A 19,996-nucleotide genomic window follows, 5' to 3' on the forward strand; every position below is an offset into this window, starting at 1 on the left:
GGTTGATGTATGAGAGGTTGGACTTGCTAGGTGTTCTGGAGATGCCCATATGGCTCATGTTTCCTGTAGTACTACGAAGCCCATTAGAAATATCACGAACGGAATCAGCTGAGGAAAGATGGCAGAAAAGCATACTTACAAAGTGTGTCCAACTATTAATTCCTTTATGGTGTTTATCGGAATGATATTGTTGAACTAATTTGTTAAAAATATTGCGATCTACTAGTCCTAATATCTGAGAAAATACGTTTATATTTACCATGGCGGTGATGGAATTTTAGCGAATTAAATATAGCAATCCCTGCTATATAAATACACCGCCATTTTTTCCCTTATTTTGGACACTACTGATTGATTATCAATAAAGTAGTAGGTATATAGAAATTAAAAAAACCGAATTTACCACCATCTTTGCTCTCAATATGAAGCATATCATCTAAATAAAATTGAATCACGATGAAACCAAAAAAGGCTCAACAAAACTGTTGAGCCTTTTAAAATATATTACAATATTGCTTTTATTATGCCTTTACCATGCTAACGAAATCGTCAAATAAATAACGAGAATCGTGAGGACCTGGAGATGATTCTGGGTGGTATTGTACTGAGAAAGCTTTTTTACCTTTCACACGGATACCTTCAATAGAATTATCATTCAAATTGATATGTGTTACTTCGATATTATCTGAGTCCTCAATATCCTCTCTTACTACCCCGAAACCGTGATTTTGAGAAGTAATTTCGCAACGGTTAGCAATGATATTTTTTACTGGGTGGTTGATACCACGGTGACCGTTAAACATTTTCTCCGTACGGATACCGTTAGCTAATGCTAAGATTTGGTGACCTAAACAGATACCAAACATTGGTTTGTCAGCAGCTAAGATTTCTTTTACCGTGTTGATCGCGTAATCCATTGCAGATGGATCACCAGGACCATTAGAAATAAAGTAACCATCAGCCCCCCAAGCTTCCATTTCTGCGAAAGAAGTTTTTGCTGGGAATACTTTAGCATATACTTGACGTGCATCAAAGTTTCTTAAGATATTGCGTTTGATACCTAAATCCAAAACCGCAATACGAACTGCAGCATCTTCATCCCCATAGAAGTAAGGTTCAGTAGTGGTTACTGTAGAAGACAATTCCAATCCGGCCATCGAAGGAACTTTCGCCAACTCAGCTTTCAATGATTCTGCATCCAAATTCTCCGAAGAAATGATAGCATTCATCGCTCCTTTGTCACGGATATGACGAACTAAAGAACGTGTGTCGATATCGGAGATACCTACCAAATTTTCTTCTTCAAAATAAGTCTGAATAGAACTGTCAGCCATTTTACGGCTATAATTAATGTTATAGTTTTTACAAACTAATCCAGCAATTTGAATTTTTTTAGATTCAGTATCATCTTCGTCAATACCATAGTTACCAATATGTGCATTGGTTGTCACCATGATTTGTCCATAATACGAAGGGTCTGTGAAGATTTCTTGATAACCTGTTGTACCTGTATTAAAACAAATTTCACCAGTAGTTGTTCCTATTTTTCCGGCAGCTTTACCGTGAAAAACAGTACCATCTTCTAAAACTAAAATTGCGGGTAATTTACTGTAGCTGGTCATTATTTATATTGTAAAAATAAATTATTCATTTTGTAGTGTATGTAACTTCTGACGATTAGACACAAAAAAAGCCCAAATGGGCTAAACGTATCAAAAATATGATATTTCAATGATAACATTGAAGTTGATTGCACTAATTACTGGGTCAAAAGTATCAAATTTCACGGGAGACAAAGGTACAACAAAAAAGTAAAAATTAAAAAGTAAAAAGCGAAAAATCACCTTTTATCTTATTTAATTAAAAATCGTCTTCAATAATCTCTTGCACCCTTCCAATTTGCCCATCTGTCAAACGTACTTTTATGCCACGATGATGAAATGCTGCGGATGTCAACAAATCTTTTACTATTCCTTCCGTCAATATCCCTGTGCGCTGGTCTTTCTTCAATACAATATTAACCAACATCCCCGGTTTTATATCCGCTCTTGTTTTTCCGTCTTTCATCTTATTATTTAAACATTAAACCAACAGACACATTGAAATGTTGGTGTTGAAAATCTTTCATAAAAATATTCTTGGTCAATTGCTGATAGCCATAAGCCGCCGAAATCGTCCACTTTGTTTTAAAAGGTGTATCATGCAAATAGAAAAAACCTGCTTTAAACAAAAATCCTTTATCGTACTGCGCGCTTAGCTTAGGCGCGTAACCCGCATTAGCCCAAAGTCCAATTCGCGACACCTCATTAAACTCTCCAATTGGCAAACGACCATCTACAAAGATTGGAAACAAATTTTGGTCGTAGGAATATTCTGCTTGATTAGTTTCATGCGGATTATTTGTTTTATAGGTTCCTTTAAGACGCTCATTCCCTAATCCCAACCCTAAATAAGCACGCTCATTGTAATTCTTTCCGAAAATAAAATGCGCCGAATATCCATTGAATGCACCTTTATATCCTTCATTTGCAAAACCCAAATTACCTCCACCTTGGATAATCATATAATTTGAAGATTGTGCTTGCACCGCAAATGAAGCACTTACTAAAGCCAAAGCAAGTAAGATTTTTTTCATATGTAAATATTAAATTAGTTTAGAATTTTAAAAATCATTTCACGCAACAAATCGCCAACCGAAGTATTAGGCCCAGCATCCAATCCTTTAAACTTCAAATCGTAATCCTTCAAAATCGTCATCACATGAAACAATTTGAGTTTATTAAAATTACGCGCTGCATATTCGTAATCTTTTACAAAGTAGGGGTTCACGCCTAATTCTTTTGCGGCAGTGGATTTATCTGGCAGATAATGGTACTTTAATACCTTAGAAAAGTAGCCATACAGAGTTCCCATTACCAATACTACGGGATTTGATTTGGGGTTGGCCGCAAAATAATCTACAATCTGAATAGCTTTCAACGCATCCCGTTTTCCTAAAGCATTATTCAGTTCGAAAACATTGAAATCTTTACTGATACCAATATTTTGTTCAATATCCTGAACCGAAATTTCTCGTTCTTTGGAAACGTTTAAAATCAGCTTTTGAACTTCATTAGCTACTTTAGAAAGATCCGTTCCTAAATATTCAGCCATCAATGCTGCGGCTTGCGGATGAATCTTGCGACCTTGACTTTGAATTTCATCTACAATCCAAGGCGCTACTTTATTATCATATAGCTTCTCTGATTCAAACACTATACCTGCCTTTTCAATGGCTTTATACAATTTAGTACGTTTGTCGAATTTGCCATGTTTGTAAGCAAATAGCAGAATCGTAGTTGGGGTTAAGTTTTCGACATATTTTGCCAACATTTCTACACCTTCTTCCCCTTTCCATTTTAGACCTTGCGCTTCTTTGATAATGATGACTTGATAATCACTCATCATCGGATAACGCTTTGCCGCACTAATAATAGTTGAAAAGTCCACATCCTTTCCATATAGGATAGTCTGATCAAAACCTTTCTGCGCATCATTCAGTACAGTACTTTCTATAGCATCGCAAATCACATCGATATAATGTGATTCCTCTCCATGTAATAAATAAAGAGGCTTATATTTACGTTGCTTTATTGCGCTAAGTATTTCTTGTACTTTCATAACATCGCGAAATTAACTATTTATTACGAAACATTTTGAAATTGCACAATATTGAAGTTGCATATATTTTCAAATTCGTGCTTAGTTTTGTATATTTGTATATGTTTAGTCCCGTTCCATTAAACTTACCTCCTACTTCACTAAAACTTTCACGCGTTAACGACAAAATCTACATTTTTGATGTATTGCGTAAGAAAAATTTGGTTTTGACTCCAGAAGAATGGGTGAGACAACATTGGGTACATTTTTTGCATCAATATAAAAAGTACCCGAAATCGTTAATGAAAATTGAAGGCGGACTCATTTTAAATGATCTACATAAACGTTCGGATTTAATCATCTACAATAACAGGGGTGAAAAAGTCATTTTGGCAGAATTTAAAGCTCCTGAAGTAAAGATAAATTCAAAAACTTTTGAACAAATAAGTTCATACAATAGTAAGCATAAAATACCCTTGTTATTAGTGAGTAACGGTCTAGAGCATTATTTTTGCAAAGTAAATTTTGAAGACAACAGTTATCAATTTATTGAGGATCTTCCAAATTACATTATTGAGACATAAAATTTATATGTATTTAACAAAAAGCATTTATATTTAGTCTTTAATTAGGGAATTGAAAAATATATACATATGAATATAGATAAAAACGAATTCAGAAAATATGCGATTAAACACCACAGAATTGGTAGCCAACATGTGGATGGTTTTATCTCAAGAGTAGAAACTAAAATGCCTACAAACTTGACACCTTACATCGTTGAAGAGCGTCAGTTAAATGTAGCTCAAATGGACGTTTTCTCTCGCTTGATGATGGACCGTATTATTTTCTTAGGTGACGGAATTAATGATCAAGTAGCGAACATTATCCAAGCTCAATTGTTATTCTTACAGTCTACAGACGCAAAAAGAGATATCCAAATCTATATCAATTCACCAGGTGGTAGCGTATATGCTGGTTTAGGTATTTATGACACCATGCAATATATTACGCCAGACGTAGCAACTATCTGTACTGGTATGGCGGCTTCTATGGGTGCTGTATTATTAGTTGCAGGAGCAAAAGGCAAACGTGCAGCATTGAAACACTCCCGTGTCATGATTCACCAACCATCAGGTGGTGCTCAAGGTGTAGCTGCAGATATGGAAATCAATTTGCGCGAGATGTTAAAATTGAAAGAAGAATTATACACCATTATTTCTGAACATTCAGGTCAGTCTTACGAATGGGTAGAAAAATCTTCAGACCGTGATTATTGGATGAAAGCTGCAGAAGCCAAAGAATTTGGAATGATTGATGAGGTGTTAGCACCAAGAAAAGATATTAAATAAAATGAGTAAAAATCAAAAAGATATACAATGCTCCTTTTGTGGGATCAGTAAGAATGAAGCTTTGATGCTGATAGCTGGTGATGGAGCGCATATCTGTGATCGTTGTGTAACTCAAGCTGGAGAAATCTTAGCAGAAGAGTTAAATCAACGAAAAAATAAATCTTTACAGACGACTTTAAAATTAATTCGTCCTTTAGAGATTAAACAGCACTTGGATCAATACGTTATCGGACAAGATGATGCGAAAAAAGTAATTTCAGTAGCAGTTTACAACCATTACAAACGATTGAACCAAAAAGCTTCTGCTGATGAGACGGAAATCGAAAAATCTAACTTGATTATCGTAGGTGAAACAGGTACAGGTAAAACATTATTAGCAAAAACAGTTGCCAAAATACTGAATGTACCTTTCTCTATCGTCGATGCGACAGTATTAACTGAAGCGGGTTATGTGGGTGAAGACGTAGAAAGTATCTTAACAAGATTGCTACAAGCTGCGGATTATGATGTTGCTGCTGCCGAAAGAGGTATTATCTATATCGATGAGATTGACAAGATTGCACGCAAAAGCGATAATCCATCTATCACACGTGACGTATCTGGTGAAGGTGTACAACAGGCTTTATTGAAAATATTAGAAGGTACAAATGTAAACGTTCCGCCTCAAGGTGGCCGCAAACATCCAGACCAAAAAATGATCTCCGTAAACACAAGTAACATCTTATTTATTTGTGGTGGTGCATTCGATGGTATTCAGAAAAAAATCGCTAACCGTTTGAGAACACAAACTGTTGGTTTCAAAATGTTGGAAGAAGAGGAAGATGTAGATTTAAACAATCTATACAAATATATCACACCTCAAGATTTGAAAAATTTTGGTCTGATTCCAGAATTAATTGGTCGTCTTCCAGTATTGACACACTTGAATCCTTTGGATAAAGAGACGTTGTTAAGCATCTTGACAGAACCAAAAAATGCCTTGATAAAACAATACATTAAGTTATTTGAATACGAAGGGGTTGATTTAGTTTTTGACAAAGAAGTGTATAGCTTTATAGTAGACAAAGCATGGGAATTCAAATTGGGTGCCCGTGGCTTACGTAGCATTTGCGAGGCGATTATGCTGGATGCAATGTTCGAGATTCCATCGACAAAAGAACACAGTGAGGATAAAACACTTCACATTACGCTCGATTATGCGAAGAAGAAATTTGCAAAATCAGACATTAAGAAATTAAAAGTAGCGTAATAATAAAAAATCCCTCACTCTAAAAAGTGAGGGATTTTTGCAAATAATAAATTAAAACTAGAATTGCTTATGACAAAAAAACAAAAAACAGTAGACAGTCCTATTACTCCAGGACTTAAATCGAAAGAGGAAATCGTAGAAAACTGGCTTCCACGTTATACAGGTAAGCCATTAGAAGAGTTTGGCCAATACATTCTCTTAACCAATTTTTCGAAATATGTAAAGATGTTTTCGGAAATGCACGACGATGCACCTATTTATGGAGAAGATAAAGCGATGCAAGCGTGTACTGCCAACGGTATTACGATAATTAATTTTGGTATGGGTAGCCCTATGGCAGCTACAGTGATGGATCTACTAACTGCTATAGATCCCAAAGCGGTACTTTTCTTAGGAAAAACTGGAGGGCTGAAAAAGAAAATTGAAGTAGGTGAATTAATACTTCCTATTGCTGCTATTCGTGGCGAGGGTACATCAAACGATTATTTCCCACCCGAAGTCCCTTCCCTACCGGCTTTCGCCTTGCAAAAAGCCATTTCGACTACTATACGTGATCACGGAAGAGATTACTGGACAGGAACTGTATATACCACTAACCGTCGCGTATGGGAACATGATAAAGCTTTCAAAAAGTATTTAAAATCCATCCGCGCAATGGCTGTCGATATGGAAACCGCAACAATCTTCAGTGTAGGATTTGCAAATAAAATTCCAACAGGTGCATTATTACTCGTTTCGGATCAGCCGATGGTACCAGAAGGTGTGAAAACTGCAGCATCTGACTTATCGGTAACGGCAAAATTTGTGGAAACACATTTGAATATTGGTATTGATGCGCTGAAACAACTTATCAATAATGGTCTAACAGTAAAGCATTTGAAATTCTGATGCAATGAAACCGAAAATCAATCAAACCTCATAAAAGTTCAATTCTTAATCGATTGAACTTTTATTTTTCTATTATTTTTCAAATAGTTTTTATTTTTTAAAAATTCTACTATATTTGCCGAGTACTTTAGTAGAGTATCTAATCAACACCTTTCTAGTATCGGTCTTGATTTATAAAGAAGTGGCGAGAGACTGGCTCAATGACCCACTGGCAACCTTCAATAAAGATTGAAAAGGTGCCAAATCCTGTCCAAAGTAACATTACTATGGAGCATATAAATGAAATAGACTATGACAACATTAACAATATTAAATCTTACAAATATTGCTGTACTAGAAAAGTGCACTCCAATCTTGCTACCAAATAATCCCGTATTATTTTCTATTCGAATGCGCTAGTCGTCTGTCGTACTATTACTTTTTGTAATGGTATTACATTCATGACGACCAAACTTTTGCATCTCTTAATAGAATTTATACATATATTTAATAACCTAAAAAAACAGAAAAGAAAATGGCAGAGAATAAAAACTTAAAATTCGAAACTTTACAGATTCACGCAGGACAAGAAGTAGATCCTACAACTGGCTCAAGAGCAGTTCCAATTTACCAAACTTCATCATACGTTTTCGAAAACGCAGAACATGGCGCTAACTTATTCGCCTTAAAACAATTCGGAAACATCTATACACGTATCATGAACCCTACTACTGATGTATTCGAAAAAAGAATTGCATCGCTAGAAGGTGGTGTGGCAGCAGTAGCTGTAGCTTCTGGCCAGGCAGCACAATTTATCGCTTTAAATAATATCTTAGAAAGCGGTGATAACTTTGTTGCTGGATCGAATTTGTACGGCGGAACATATAATCAATTCAAAGTAGCTTTCAAAAGATTAGGTGTAGATGTCCGTTTTGCAGCTGATTCTGATGCTGAAAATATCGAGGCTTTAATCGACGATAAAACAAAAGCTATCTACGTAGAAACCATTGGTAACCCAAGTTATAACATTCCTGATTTCGAAAAAATTGCTGCTGTAGCACGCAAACACGATTTACCTTTAATCGTAGATAATACATTTGGTGCTGGTGGTTATTTATTCAAACCATTAGAGCATGGTGCTAATGTTGTCGTTGAATCTGCTACTAAATGGATCGGCGGTCATGGTACAAGTATCGGAGGTGTAATCATCGATGGTGGTAACTACAACTGGGGCAACGGTAAATTCAAACAATTCTCTGAACCTTCAGAAGGTTATCATGGATTAGTATTCTCCGATGTATTTGGCGAAAACGGTCCTTTCGGAAATATCCAATTCGCTATCCGCGCTCGTGTAGAAGGTTTAAGAGATTTCGGTCCTGCCCTATCACCTTTCAATTCATTCTTACTATTGCAAGGTTTGGAAACATTGTCTTTGCGCGTACAACGTCATGTAGATAATGCTTTAGAAATCGCACAATGGTTGGAAGCGCATCCACAAGTGGAAAAAGTGAGCTACCCAGGTTTGAAAAGCCATCCTTATCACCAAAATGCACAGAAATACTTGAAAAATGGTTATGGCGCTGTATTATCATTCTCTATCAAAGGTAGTGCAGATAAAGCGAATGAATTTATCGATGCATTGGAATTGGTAAGCCACTTGGCAAACGTAGGTGATGCGAAATCATTAATCATTCACCCAGCAGCGACTACGCACCAACAGTTGAGCGACGAAGAACAAGCTAAAGCGGGAGTGTACGCAGGTTTATTACGTTTGTCAGTCGGTATCGAACATATTGATGATATCAAAGCAGATTTAGAACAAGCTTTCGAAAAAATTAAGTAGTCAATCGACTACTTAATTTTTTAGGAAAATATACATACAAGGAAAAGGAAAACTGAAATTTTAAAGCTATATATGAGTAAGAAACTTACTATCGGTATGTTCGGGTTCGGCGTAGTTGGGCAAGGATTATACGATATTATTAAAACAAAAAACTTAAACCTAGAAATTAAAAAATTCGTAATTAAGAATGCAGACAAAAAACGTACGTTGCCTGATGAATTATTTACAATAGATGCGAATGTTATCTTAGACGATCCAGAAATCAACACGGTAGTAGAATTGATTGATGATGCTGATGCCGCATTTGAAATCACTAAAAAAGCACTTTCTTCAGGTAAAAATGTTGTTTCCGCAAATAAAAAGATGATTGCGACACATTTAGAAGAATTGACAGAATTACAAAATCAATACGGTACTTCTTTATTGTACGAAGGTGCTGTTTGTGGAAGTATACCAATCATCCGCAATTTGGAAGAATACTATGACAACGAACTTTTACATTCGGTAAGTGGTATTTTCAATGGTTCTTCAAACTACATTTTATCAAAAATTTTCAACGAAGGTCAAAGTTATGCCGATGCGTTGAAAAAAGCCCAAGAATTAGGTTTTGCCGAAACAAATCCAATTTTGGACGTAGGTGGTTATGACCCGAAATACAAATTAACTATCGTTGCCTCACATGCGTATGGCTTGTTTGTAAATCCAGAAACTATCCTAAACTTAGGCATTGATAAATTAAATGATAGTGATATCCGCTACGCACGTGAAAAGAATTTCAAAATCAAATTGATTCCTTTCGCTAAAGAAATCAGCAATAGCGAAGTAGTATTATATGTGTTGCCAAGATTTATTACGAAAGATAATATCCTTTATAACGTTGAAAATGAAAACAACGGGGTACTGGTAAAAGCCGCTTTTGCGGACGAACAATTCTTCTATGGTAAAGGCGCGGGAGGTCACCCTACGGGATCTGCTGTACTTTCAGACATTGCTGCTTTACGCTATGATTACCGATACGAATACAAAAAACATTTGGAATCCCAAGAGCTTCAGTATTCGACAAATTATGATTTGAAAGTTTATTTCCGTTATCAAGATGAGGATGTATTAGAGAATATTGAGTTCAAATCAATAACCGAACGTTATTACGGTGAACATTCGAAATATGTAATCGGTTACATCAACTTGCAAGAGATTATTGATAAGCGAGATTTGATTAATCAAGACGGTTATTTCTTAGCGGAATTATCTTAAGTCACTATAAATATGTCCACGTATACGTTAATAAGTTAGTTTTTCCATCAAACGTTAAAAAGTCTTAAAAGGGTTGCGAATATGATGTTTAATAATTAGATTTATTAGAAAACGTTATATTCTGATTTTATGAAAAAGTTAGGTGGCATATTTTTCTTAACATTGTGGTCTAGTTTGGGATGGGCTCAAACACAACAGCAAGAAGAGCAGGGATCTTCTACTGGTTATATCATCATTGGTGCCATCCTACTTCTAGTCGTAATTATTATTCTTTACAATAGACAAAAACGTAAGTTTAATCATTAACAAAAAAGGTTGTGAAATATCACAACCTTTTTTGTTATATATATGCTCCAAATTTCTGAAGCTTATTTTTTAAATCATCTTCGGAAATACCAATGATATGTGCAGTCTTGCCAATATCGCCTCCATTCTTATTCAATTTATGCACTAAGAATTTCTCTTCGGCAAAATTCAAAAAGTCACCATACGTTTCCATTCGATCCAAATCAATCATAGATGTACCTGCTACTTTAGAATTGTGCGTTGATACCGAAGGGTTAGCAAACATATTGACATCCGTGTCAGTAATTTCTTTGCCGCTCAATATAATTAAACGTTCCACCATATTTCGAAGTTCACGGATATTACCTGTCCAAGGTAAAGCTTGCAAGGCTTTCATCGCATCGTTGGTAATTGGTTTTGTTGGAATATTATATTCTTCGCATATCTCGGTACAGAAGGAAGAGGCTAAAGTAGGAATATCGTCTCGACGCTCTGCCAATGAAGGCACATGAATCAATATCACACTCAAACGGTGATACAAGTCCATTCGGAAATTACCAGCATCTATTTCTTTCAACAAATCTTTGTTTGTCGCCGCTATCACACGTACATCTACCGATATTTCTTTCTCGCCTCCTACACGCGTAATTTTATTCTCTTGTAATGCACGTAATACTTTTGCTTGTGCAGAAAGACTCATATCACCTATTTCATCCAAGAATAAAGTACCGCCATTCGCTTGCTCAAACTTACCTATACGTTGTTTTACAGCTGAGGTAAAAGATCCTTTCTCATGACCGAATAATTCGGATTCAATCAATTCAGAAGGAATAGCAGCACAATTTACCTCAATCAAAGGCGCGGAAGAACGGTTAGATTTCTCATGCAACCATCGCGCAACTAATTCTTTACCCGAACCATTAGCTCCAGTGATTAATACACGTGCATCTGTGGGTGCTACTTTATCAATGCTGTCTTTTATTAAAGAAATTCCATGCGAGTCGCCCAAAATTTCTTTTGTTTTTGAAACTTTGCGCTTCAAAACTTTTGTTTCTTTCACTAAAGTTCCTTTTTCCAAGGCATTACGTACCGTAATCAAAAGCCTGTTCAGATCCAAAGGTTTTTCCAAGAAATCAAAAGCGCCTTTACGTGCAGCCTCCACGGCAGTTTCAATAGTTCCGTGTCCCGATATCATAATGAATGGGACATCTGAAAATTCTTTAGCTCCGCTAAGTACTTCCATGCCATCCATTTTATTCATTTTAATATCACAAAGCACAAGATCAATCTTGTCCTTTTTCAATATTTCCAATCCATCGGCACCATTATCAACATCCAACACCTTGTAATCTTCGTATTCTAAAATATCGCGAAGAGAGCTTCGTATCGGTCGTTCGTCATCAATAATTAAAACTGTCGCCATAATGTGTCTGTATATATTTTTGATTGGTTAACAAAATAAGAAAATATGTAGGAAAAACAAAAAGAAGCAAACCTTATAAGCCGGGTTCTGTATCCTTAAGTAAGGATTTCTATCATTTATCTAGGCTTGCACTCACGCACAAGCTCCATCAACCTACCCATTGTGAGTTCCCCGAAAAGAAAAAGACGAGCAGCCCTTGATTCTCACAACCTATTTGGTTTTTCAACACACGAGGTTTACCGTAATGTATGTCACCATACAAGACCGTGAGCTCTTACCTCACGTTTTCACCCTTACCCTACATTAAAGTAAGGCGGTATATTCTCTGTGGCACTTTCTGTCTACCCAAAGGTATCCTTCCCGTTAGGAAGCGTGTCGCTCTATGTTGCCCGGACTTTCCTCTCTCCCATTACAGGACAGCGATAGAACCAGTTTGCTTCAACTGCAAATGTACTGCAATTATTCGTATTCATAGTAGAAATCATTAAACAATTTAAAATGGAAATTTATTTTAACTCATTAAACAGGTAGAATGAGCAAATGTTCAATCTTTCTTTTAAATGTCTTCTATAAAATTGACTGAAATAATTATGATTTTATGGAGCAACTAAAGTACATATAAGCTGTTCATTAACTGAACTAAAGGACAATGCGTATGTTTTTCTCCATTTTATTCGGTGTAGTATTTGTTGCTGTGGTGTTGTATTTGATTTTCAGAAAACAGAAAAAACGTGAAGTAAACCCACGAAGAGATGACTACATCTAGATGTAAAAAAGTTGTATTAAAATGAAAAATCCCTCACAGAAGTTGGCGAGGGATTTTCATTATTAGCTATTTTCTACAATTAATGCTTCCTTCTTTACATAACCCTTTGTCCACATTCCTGCTCCTAAAGCGGAGAAGCCCATTACTATATGAAATAAGAATGTTTCTCCATAAAAACCTAAGAGCCAAGGAGAAATAATTAAAAATAACCCCAAAAGAATATCTGTCATAAGATGTATTCGCATTGGAATCAATCGTACAACACCATATTCATAACGAGTCAGAAGAGACATCACTAATATCATAACGCCCACAAAAATGGATAGCCATTTTGCGGTAGGAACATCACTGAATTTGAAAAGCCATGGGCTAACCAAAAAAATTAGAGCAGATCCGTAATCTATATACGCATGTACTGTAGTTGGTATCTTTTTCATAGCATTATAGTTTATATATTTAAACATTTAGCCTATAAATAGTTCAAGATTTTTAGTCATATCCGTATGTTTTACTATAGAATAGAGTACTTAAGGAAAGTCCATAGGTATATAACTAATCATTAACGATTTATTTCTTTTCTTATGCAAAGTTTTTTCACTTAAATTTATAATAGATTTAACAGTCTATTATTTCTTCTTTAACCTAATTAAATAAATATGAGAATCTTTAAATTTATTGTCTGTCTACTTACTGGCCTAATGTTTATTAACGCCGGTTTAAATAAACTCTTCCACTACATTCCTACGCCAGAACTCAGTGAGCAATTACAAAAAGTAGATGCTGCTTTTGCAACTATAGAATGGTTAATGCCACTTATTGCTATAGTAGAAATCATTGGAGGAATCCTTTTTATTATCCCAAAAACAAGAGCTTTAGGAGCTATTATACTGTTTCCTTTAATAGTGGGTATTATATTACAACACATTTATTACGCTCCAGAGGGATTAATATTAGCATTAGTATTTTTTGCGGTAATTCTCTGGGTTATTATTGATAATAGAAATAAATATCTCACGTTAATAGAGAAATAACTAACCTAATAAACTTATAACGATGATAAAAGTACATTCATATCTTAATTTTAACGGAAATTGCGAAGCAGCTTTCAATTTCTATAAACAAGTTTTTAATGCTGAATTTTCTGGCATATATCGTTTTGGAGACATGCCAGAAGATCCTAATTATCCCATTCCAGAGGCAGACAAGGATAAAGTAATGCATGTTGGCTTACCTATAAATGAATACACAATGCTAATGGGCTCCGATTGTTTGGAGAGTTTTGGACAAAAGGCTATTTCAGGAAGCACAACGTATATAATGCTCGATGTGGAAACTGCTTATGAGGCTAAATCCCTTCATGATGCCTTATCTGTGAATGCTCAAAAAATTGAAATGGACCTTGGCGAAACATTTTATGCCGAACTCTTTTCTTCCTTTGTCGATCAGTTTGGAATTGCATGGATGATTCATTTCGAAGGAAATAAAAAATTTGACTAATTGGATGACGACCTATATAATACTGTTGCGCGCCGTCAATGTTTCAGGAAAAAATATTATCAAAATGGCTGAATTAAAAAGTCATCTTGAGAATACTTCTTTTCAAAGTGTGAAAACTTATATACAGAGTGGAAATATCATCTTAAAATCCGATTTGAATAAGACAGAAGTACAAAAAAATGTAAGCCAGCTTATAAAAAAAGGATTTGATTTGGATGTACAAGTATTTGTACTTACCAAAGAAGAATTACAAACTATTATTGCTCATAATCCTTTTCCTGAAACATATCCACCAAACAAAGTATACATAACAATATTAGATCATGTGCCTTCAAAGGAAAATATGGAAAAATTCTCAAACATTGACTTAGCTGAGGAACAATATGTATTGACCAATGACATCTTTTATTTTTATGTGCCTGAAGGAATGGCTAACGCAAAACTTTCTAATCCTTTTATTGAAAATAAATTGAAAGTAAAGGCAACTGGAAGAAACCTTAATACAATATTAAAATTACAAAACCTTGCTGATCAAATAAACTAACCTATATTTTGTATGAAAATTTTAAAATATATACTTGTCACCTTGCTTGTTTTGGTAGGAATAGTATTAATAATTGCAGCTATTTTACCAAAAACTTTTCACGCAGGAAGCGAATTAATTGTCAACAGAAATGCTAATGAAGTATTTGACTACGTAAAACAAATCAAAAAGCAGGGGGAATATGACAATTGGTCACGCCAAGACCCTAATATTCAAAAGGAATATGTGGGAGAAGATGGCACTGTAGGATTTACGTATACCTGGAAAAGTGATAAGGTAGGCAATGGCAAACAAGTAATCACCAATGTAATCGAAGGCAAACGCGTAGAAATGGATCTATATTTTGATAACTCAGAAGAAGCCAATAAATCGTTTATTGCGGTAGATTCTGTAGGTCCAAATCAAAGCAAGGTAACTTGGCAAATAGATGGAAAAATCCCTTTTCCATTCAACATTTTCACTTTGTTTTACGACATGAGCGAAGATTTCAATCAAGGATTGGTTAATTTGAAAAACAATCTCGAAAAATAAATCGAAGAGTAGGCTCTTCGATTTATTTACACGAAAGCACTTCTTTTTCGAAAGATACACCGTCCCAACCATTGACTAGGAATTGGCGGATGTTTTGGTGATCAGTTCCATCAGGAGTAGATAAAACTGCATCGAAATGTTCCGCGAAAAGTTGTAAAGTATCATCTTGGAAAAGATAATTCAGCTTTGCAAAATATAATACACGTGCACTTCCTTGATTTTCACTTTCCCCATTTTTTTGACTACCATTGGTAAATGCAGAAGGTGTATAATCATATCGTTCTTCGATATACGCTAAAACATCTTTGAAGACTATTTGTTTAGCTTTTAATTCTTGTAATAAATCTTGTAGATTCATAAACAAATATACTTTATTAAAATGCATACTATGAAAAATACTTCTTTATTATTATCAGGATGTTTAATAGCATTGTGTATAAGTTGTCAAAATAACAATGGAAAAACAGAACAACAAGAACACGAAGACAGTATCTCTGTACATGATGAACATACTTCACAAACTTCATTAGATTGGGCTGGTACTTATCAAGACACAATACCTTGTGCGGATTGTCCAGGAATCCTTACAACCATAAAGCTTTATGAAAATGGAAACTACACTTATAATGCAGAGTATCTGGAGCAAAATACTACCTTACAGGATTCTGGTCAATTTATGTGGCATGAGAACGGAAGCGTGGTACATTTAAAAGGAAAAAATGTAGATACAAAATATAAAGTTGGAGAAAATACACTTTATCAAACTGACACCGAGGGAAAAGTGATAGAAGGTGAAATGGCAGAAAAATACACGCTACATAAAGTATTCTAAAAAAAGAAAGGTTGCTTCTTTTTAGAGCAACCTTACAAATTGTAAGTACCAATTACAATTACCAAACAAAGATCTATTTTTTACCACCACGTAAAAGAGCTACTAAAAGTAAAATAAATACCGCTGCGCCTACAATCCAGACCCAAGGTCTTGCAAACAAATTGTCATCATCTTTATTAATGTCTACATCTATATCCAATCCTTTATCTTGTGCAAAAGTCTGGATAGACGTAAAAACGAACATAATTAACATTAATGATCGTTCCCATGATAGTGTGATAAACTTTTTCATAATGAAATATTAGAATTTATAATTTATAGTAAAACACAGAACAACATATAATTGTTCTAAAAGGGCAAAAATTTTTAATAAATTACAATATGAAAGATGAATTAACTGCTAAAGCATCCATACAGATTTCCAAACCTATAGAGGTGGTATACGAGGCAATAGTTGACCCAAATAAAATGAGCAATTATTTTATAGAACGCGGCTCGGGACGATTGAATGAAGGAAAGACTGTAGAATGGAAATTTCCTGAGTTTGAGGACGTATTTCCAGTACAAGGAAAATTAACCCAACCACATGATTATATTTCTTTTGATTGGAGTGGTGGAAACCCAGATATGTTAGTCGAAATATTTTTGGAAAAAACTTCGCCTATGACAACTGTGGTTCGTGTCAAAGAAAGTAAATTTAATGATGATAGTAGTGGTATCATACAAGCATTAGGGCAAACTGAAGGTTGGGCAAACTTTTTAGCTTGCCTTAAAGCTTATTTAGAATATGATATCAATCTTCGAAAAGGAGCGTTTGATTTTATGAAACCATAAAATATGAATAAGGATTTTGAAAATATAGACGAATATATCGCGCTACAGGAACCTTTGCACCAAAAGAAACTAATGCAATTGCGCTCAATAATAGCCGAGATTGTTCCCGAAGGAACTAAAGAAACGATTTCTTACAAAATACCAACGTTCAGATTGAATGGCAATCTTATTCATTTTGCTCAATTTAAAAATCACATAGGCATTTATCCAGGATCTGAAGCCATTGAAGCTTTTCAAGAAAGACTTCATTCTTACAAAACTTCTAAAGGCGCTATTCAGATTCCCAATAGTAGCCCTATAGATAAAGATTTGATATACGATATTGTTCAATATAATATTGAAATTCTACGCCAGAAAAAATCACCAAATTGGACGAGTTACCAAAATCAATGGCAAGAACTTTACGAGAAAATGAATGTAACCATCTCCAAATTAAATCTTAAAAAAGAGATAAAATGGGGCATGGATATTTATACTTTCGAAGGGAAGAATGTGCTGGGTTGGGCTGGATTTAAAAATTTCTTTTCAATTTGGTTTTATAATGGCGTGTTCTTGAGCGACCCATACAGCGTATTATTCGCAGCAACAGAAGGAAAAACCAAGTCATTGCGCCAATGGAGATTGAAGAACGCGAATGAATTCGATGAGAAAAAAATTATAGAATATATTGAAGAAAGCATTCAAACCATAAAAGATGGAAAATTTGTTCCTGCAGAAAAAGGAATAAAAAAAGAAGCAGAAGGTGTCTTGAAAGATGAATTGCTAACAAATAAAGAACTTAAGCAAGCCTTCGAAAAATTAACACCTGGAAAACAAAAAGAATACATAGAATATATCGAGGAAGCCAAACAAGAAAAAACTAAACTTACGCGCTTAGAGAAAATCATTCCCTTTATTTTGGGCGGAAAAGGTTTAAATGATAAATATAAACGCTAATTATATGGAAAAAACTGTTGTTCACATAGAGGCAGAAGTAAATGCGCCTTTACAGAAAGTATGGGATGATTATAATTCGCCACAAGCAATAACTAAATGGAACCAAGCAAGTGCAGATTGGTATTGTCCCTCGTCTACCGTGGATTTACGTACAGGAGGTAGATTCCAGAACAGAATGGAAGCTAAAAACGGTAGTTTTGGTTTTGATTTTGAAGGAGAATATCTAGAAGTCTTACCGCTTCAAAAAATCGTTTACCGAATGGATGACGACAGAAAAGTGTGGATAAATTTTATTGAAGAGGGCGATAACACGAGATTAAAAATAGACTTCGAAGCAGAAGATATGAATCCTGTGGAACTTCAAAAAGAAGGTTGGCAAGCAATCTTGAATAGTTTTAAAAATTATACAGAAAACAATTGATGAGTAACGAAAAACCTAAAAACGGTCAACTTTATTGGACTGATATGACTGTGGATAATCCTGCAGAAGTAAAAGAATTTTACAAACAAATCTTTGGCTGGCATGAAATGGAAGTTCCCATGAAGGATGGCGATGAATCCTATGTGGATTACGGAATGGCTGTAGACCCATCGACCGCTGCTGGAGGAATATGTCACAATAGAGGCAAAAACAAAGGCATTCCACCCCAATGGATTTCCTATTTTTATACTGATGATGTCGAAAAAGCATTGCAGACTTGTATAGAATTGGGTGGAGAATTATTAAAAGAAAACCGAAAGAAAGACGGGACTCTAAGTTTTGCCATCGTCAAAGATCCGCAAGGAGCTGTTTTCGGAATGGGAAATCTTACTTAATTCTTATGTCAGTAAATAAAACACACTATACTGAAGCGAATGTTTTAGCTTTTATTGAGACTGTTGACAATCTACAGAAGAAAGAAGATAGCCTTCGACTAATCGAATTAATGGAAACAGCTTTGGGAGAGAAAGCAAAAATGTTTGGACCTTCCATAATAGGTTTTGGAAAATACCATTATAAATACGACTCGGGACATGAAGGTGAAGCGCCAATTTTAGGATTTTCACCACGAAAAGCAGCCATCTCTTTATATGTGTATTCAGGCAGCGCTGAACAAGACGGCTTCTTAACTCAACTCGGTAAATTCAAGATGGGAAAAGCTTGTATTTACGTCAAAAAACTAAGCGATATTAACTTAGAAATTCTCCAAAAACTCATGGCTTCTTCGATTGATTTTATTTCTAAAAAATATCAAAGAATACTTGAATAATATATAAAATAAAAGCTGCACTCTCGTGCAGCTCTCCTCTTTAATTGTTGTTTGTTGTTATTTTAAAAGATCTCTATATACTTTAGCTTTTTTAAGCTCTGTTTGAATATCTTTTCTGTTCGAGTCGTAAGCCAAAACTTTTTCGTAATCCGCTACAGCTTTATTATAAGCGTCTGTTGCAGCTTGTTTATTGTATCCTTTAGCTCCTTCTGTACCTTTCAAAATTCCTAAATCTCTATAAGCTACAGCACGATTTTGATATAATTTTGCATCGCTAGCATTAATAGCAATGGCTGCAGAATAGTCCGCTACTACAGATTGTAACAATTGTTCTTTTTGCGCCACTGTTAATTTTGATTCTTTCTCTACTGCTAATACGTTGTTTGCTTTTGCTTTGTAATATAAAGCATTTGCATTTTTAGCGTCCAATGCAACCACTTTGCCAAAAGTTTCTGCAGCTTTTTTGAAATCTGCAGACTGGAATTGAGAATATCCTAATAAATAAAGAACGTTAGGATCGCTAGCTTCAGCAGGTAAGGCTTTTTCTAAGTGCGTGACAGCCGATTTAAAATCTCCATCCAAAAGTGCTTTTTGGCCTAAGCGCACATTTGGATTTTTGTGTTCCTCTTGCTGCGCAGATACTGTCATTGTCAACATAGCTAAAGCTAAAGTTGACAAGCCGATTTTCACTGATTTTAATCTGCTACTCAAATTGTTAAAATTCATATCGTGTATTTTTAATTGTTTCTATCCTGATTAGAGTAAAGTTGGGACATTAAGTTTAAGGTATCAATAAATACTTATAAACATTTCCACATTATACATGTTCTTTTACTCAAATGGTAATTTTATATTCTGCCATAAATCGAATATATTGCTGACGAATTAGCAGAA

At 35.0% G+C, this 19,996-nt stretch carries 27 protein-coding genes, 1 other RNA gene and 1 riboswitch; of the genes, 17 read left to right on the plus strand and 11 right to left on the minus strand.

Annotation, left to right across the window (positions count from 1 at the left end; translation table 11 throughout):
• From G5B32_RS10400 to holA, 5 genes are all read right to left on the minus strand, one after another.
• Positions 1–262: DUF4372 domain-containing protein (locus G5B32_RS10400; protein ID WP_165291477.1), on the minus strand; the 262-nt coding region annotated here is incomplete at its 3' end.
• A gap of 259 nt (positions 263–521) precedes the next feature.
• Complete coding sequence (gene carA, locus G5B32_RS10405; RefSeq protein ID WP_165291478.1) at positions 522–1,622, minus strand: glutamine-hydrolyzing carbamoyl-phosphate synthase small subunit; 1,101 nt, start codon at positions 1,620–1,622, stop codon at positions 522–524.
• Positions 1,623–1,860: 238 nt separating this feature from the next.
• The gene (locus tag G5B32_RS10410) at positions 1,861–2,067 is read right to left on the minus strand and encodes a YwbE family protein (RefSeq protein ID WP_165291479.1); all 207 of its coding nucleotides are present in this window, start codon (positions 2,065–2,067) and stop codon (positions 1,861–1,863) included.
• A gap of 4 nt (positions 2,068–2,071) precedes the next feature.
• Positions 2,072–2,635, minus strand: coding sequence for a hypothetical protein (locus G5B32_RS10415; RefSeq protein ID WP_165291480.1), 564 nt, complete (start codon positions 2,633–2,635; stop codon positions 2,072–2,074).
• A 14-nt stretch (positions 2,636–2,649) separates the two neighbouring features.
• Positions 2,650–3,660 carry a DNA polymerase III subunit delta gene (gene holA / locus G5B32_RS10420; protein ID WP_165291481.1) on the minus strand — a complete coding sequence of 337 codons (1,011 nt, stop codon included), beginning with the start codon at positions 3,658–3,660 and terminating at the stop codon, positions 2,650–2,652.
• 35 nt (positions 3,661–3,695) lie between these two features.
• Between holA and G5B32_RS10425 the strand changes: the two genes are divergently transcribed.
• From G5B32_RS10425 to G5B32_RS10455, 7 genes are all read left to right on the plus strand, one after another.
• Entirely contained in the window at positions 3,696–4,223 is a 528-nt protein-coding gene (locus G5B32_RS10425) for a type I restriction enzyme HsdR N-terminal domain-containing protein (RefSeq protein WP_317166108.1), read from the plus strand.
• A gap of 69 nt (positions 4,224–4,292) precedes the next feature.
• Positions 4,293–4,991 carry an ATP-dependent Clp endopeptidase proteolytic subunit ClpP gene (clpP, locus tag G5B32_RS10430; RefSeq protein ID WP_165291482.1) on the plus strand — a complete coding sequence of 233 codons (699 nt, stop codon included), beginning with the start codon at positions 4,293–4,295 and terminating at the stop codon, positions 4,989–4,991.
• Between the two features lies 1 nt (position 4,992).
• Positions 4,993–6,240, plus strand: coding sequence for an ATP-dependent Clp protease ATP-binding subunit ClpX (gene clpX / locus G5B32_RS10435; RefSeq protein WP_165291483.1), 1,248 nt, complete (start codon positions 4,993–4,995; stop codon positions 6,238–6,240).
• 69 nt (positions 6,241–6,309) lie between these two features.
• Positions 6,310–7,128 (plus strand): AMP nucleosidase, encoded by an 819-nt coding sequence (locus G5B32_RS10440; RefSeq protein ID WP_165291484.1) that lies wholly within the window; start codon positions 6,310–6,312, stop codon positions 7,126–7,128.
• 168 nt (positions 7,129–7,296) lie between these two features.
• Positions 7,297–7,410: riboswitch (SAM riboswitch) on the plus strand.
• Between the two features lie 232 nt (positions 7,411–7,642).
• Positions 7,643–8,950, plus strand: coding sequence for an O-acetylhomoserine aminocarboxypropyltransferase/cysteine synthase family protein (locus G5B32_RS10445; RefSeq protein WP_165291485.1), 1,308 nt, complete (start codon positions 7,643–7,645; stop codon positions 8,948–8,950).
• A gap of 72 nt (positions 8,951–9,022) precedes the next feature.
• Positions 9,023–10,204, plus strand: a complete 1,182-nt coding sequence (locus G5B32_RS10450; protein WP_165291486.1) for a homoserine dehydrogenase — start codon at positions 9,023–9,025, stop codon at positions 10,202–10,204.
• A 129-nt stretch (positions 10,205–10,333) separates the two neighbouring features.
• A complete protein-coding gene (locus tag G5B32_RS10455) occupies positions 10,334–10,510 on the plus strand; it encodes a hypothetical protein (RefSeq protein WP_165291487.1) in 177 nt (58 codons plus the stop codon).
• A gap of 34 nt (positions 10,511–10,544) precedes the next feature.
• Here the strand turns inward: G5B32_RS10455 and G5B32_RS10460 are convergent, their stop codons facing one another.
• The 3 genes from G5B32_RS10460 to G5B32_RS10470 all read right to left on the minus strand — a co-directional run bounded on the left by G5B32_RS10460 (position 10,545) and on the right by G5B32_RS10470 (position 13,115).
• Complete coding sequence (locus G5B32_RS10460; RefSeq protein WP_165291488.1) at positions 10,545–11,912, minus strand: sigma-54-dependent transcriptional regulator; 1,368 nt, start codon at positions 11,910–11,912, stop codon at positions 10,545–10,547.
• 60 nt (positions 11,913–11,972) lie between these two features.
• Positions 11,973–12,351, minus strand: an RNA gene (rnpB, locus tag G5B32_RS10465) — RNase P RNA component class A.
• Between the two features lie 389 nt (positions 12,352–12,740).
• Entirely contained in the window at positions 12,741–13,115 is a 375-nt protein-coding gene (locus G5B32_RS10470) for an SPW repeat protein (RefSeq protein ID WP_165291489.1), read from the minus strand.
• A gap of 219 nt (positions 13,116–13,334) precedes the next feature.
• Between G5B32_RS10470 and G5B32_RS10475 the strand changes: the two genes are divergently transcribed.
• The 4 genes from G5B32_RS10475 to G5B32_RS10490 are packed head-to-tail and all read left to right on the plus strand — an operon-like array spanning position 13,335 to position 15,250.
• A complete protein-coding gene (locus tag G5B32_RS10475) occupies positions 13,335–13,709 on the plus strand; it encodes a MauE/DoxX family redox-associated membrane protein (protein ID WP_165291490.1) in 375 nt (124 codons plus the stop codon).
• A gap of 22 nt (positions 13,710–13,731) precedes the next feature.
• The gene (locus G5B32_RS10480; RefSeq protein WP_165291491.1) at positions 13,732–14,175 is read left to right on the plus strand and encodes a VOC family protein; all 444 of its coding nucleotides are present in this window, start codon (positions 13,732–13,734) and stop codon (positions 14,173–14,175) included.
• Positions 14,176–14,179: 4 nt separating this feature from the next.
• Positions 14,180–14,719: a DUF1697 domain-containing protein gene (locus tag G5B32_RS10485; protein WP_165291492.1), complete on the plus strand. Its 540-nt coding sequence runs from the start codon at positions 14,180–14,182 to the stop codon at positions 14,717–14,719.
• Positions 14,720–14,731: 12 nt separating this feature from the next.
• Positions 14,732–15,250 (plus strand): SRPBCC family protein, encoded by a 519-nt coding sequence (locus G5B32_RS10490; protein ID WP_165291493.1) that lies wholly within the window; start codon positions 14,732–14,734, stop codon positions 15,248–15,250.
• 22 nt (positions 15,251–15,272) lie between these two features.
• Here G5B32_RS10490 and G5B32_RS10495 read toward each other — a convergent pair whose 3' ends face one another.
• The gene (locus tag G5B32_RS10495) at positions 15,273–15,608 is read right to left on the minus strand and encodes a HopJ type III effector protein (RefSeq protein ID WP_165291494.1); all 336 of its coding nucleotides are present in this window, start codon (positions 15,606–15,608) and stop codon (positions 15,273–15,275) included.
• Between the two features lie 30 nt (positions 15,609–15,638).
• On the opposite strand from G5B32_RS10495, the gene G5B32_RS10500 reads away from it, so the two are divergent.
• Positions 15,639–16,082, plus strand: coding sequence for a copper resistance protein NlpE (locus G5B32_RS10500; protein ID WP_165291495.1), 444 nt, complete (start codon positions 15,639–15,641; stop codon positions 16,080–16,082).
• Positions 16,083–16,155: 73 nt separating this feature from the next.
• Here G5B32_RS10500 and G5B32_RS10505 read toward each other — a convergent pair whose 3' ends face one another.
• Entirely contained in the window at positions 16,156–16,326 is a 171-nt protein-coding gene (locus tag G5B32_RS10505; protein ID WP_165291496.1) for a hypothetical protein, read from the minus strand.
• 137 nt (positions 16,327–16,463) lie between these two features.
• On the opposite strand from G5B32_RS10505, the gene G5B32_RS10510 reads away from it, so the two are divergent.
• The 5 genes from G5B32_RS10510 to G5B32_RS10530 are packed head-to-tail and all read left to right on the plus strand — an operon-like array spanning position 16,464 to position 19,102.
• Entirely contained in the window at positions 16,464–16,916 is a 453-nt protein-coding gene (locus G5B32_RS10510) for an SRPBCC domain-containing protein (protein WP_165291497.1), read from the plus strand.
• Positions 16,917–16,919: 3 nt separating this feature from the next.
• A complete protein-coding gene (locus G5B32_RS10515; protein ID WP_165291498.1) occupies positions 16,920–17,852 on the plus strand; it encodes a DUF1801 domain-containing protein in 933 nt (310 codons plus the stop codon).
• A 4-nt stretch (positions 17,853–17,856) separates the two neighbouring features.
• Positions 17,857–18,273: an SRPBCC domain-containing protein gene (locus G5B32_RS10520; protein ID WP_165291499.1), complete on the plus strand. Its 417-nt coding sequence runs from the start codon at positions 17,857–17,859 to the stop codon at positions 18,271–18,273.
• Positions 18,273–18,668, plus strand: coding sequence for a VOC family protein (locus G5B32_RS10525; protein WP_165291500.1), 396 nt, complete (start codon positions 18,273–18,275; stop codon positions 18,666–18,668). The genes G5B32_RS10520 and G5B32_RS10525 overlap by 1 nt, the downstream gene beginning before the upstream one ends.
• Before the next feature lie 5 nt (positions 18,669–18,673).
• Entirely contained in the window at positions 18,674–19,102 is a 429-nt protein-coding gene (locus G5B32_RS10530) for a DUF1801 domain-containing protein (protein ID WP_165291501.1), read from the plus strand.
• Between the two features lie 57 nt (positions 19,103–19,159).
• On the opposite strand, the gene G5B32_RS10535 is transcribed toward G5B32_RS10530, so the two are convergent.
• Positions 19,160–19,828, minus strand: coding sequence for a tetratricopeptide repeat protein (locus G5B32_RS10535; RefSeq protein ID WP_165291502.1), 669 nt, complete (start codon positions 19,826–19,828; stop codon positions 19,160–19,162).
• Between the last annotated feature and the right edge of the window lie 168 nt (positions 19,829–19,996).

This window comes from Sphingobacterium sp. SGL-16, assembly GCF_011043515.1.
GTDB lineage: Bacteria > Bacteroidota > Bacteroidia > Sphingobacteriales > Sphingobacteriaceae > Sphingobacterium > Sphingobacterium litopenaei.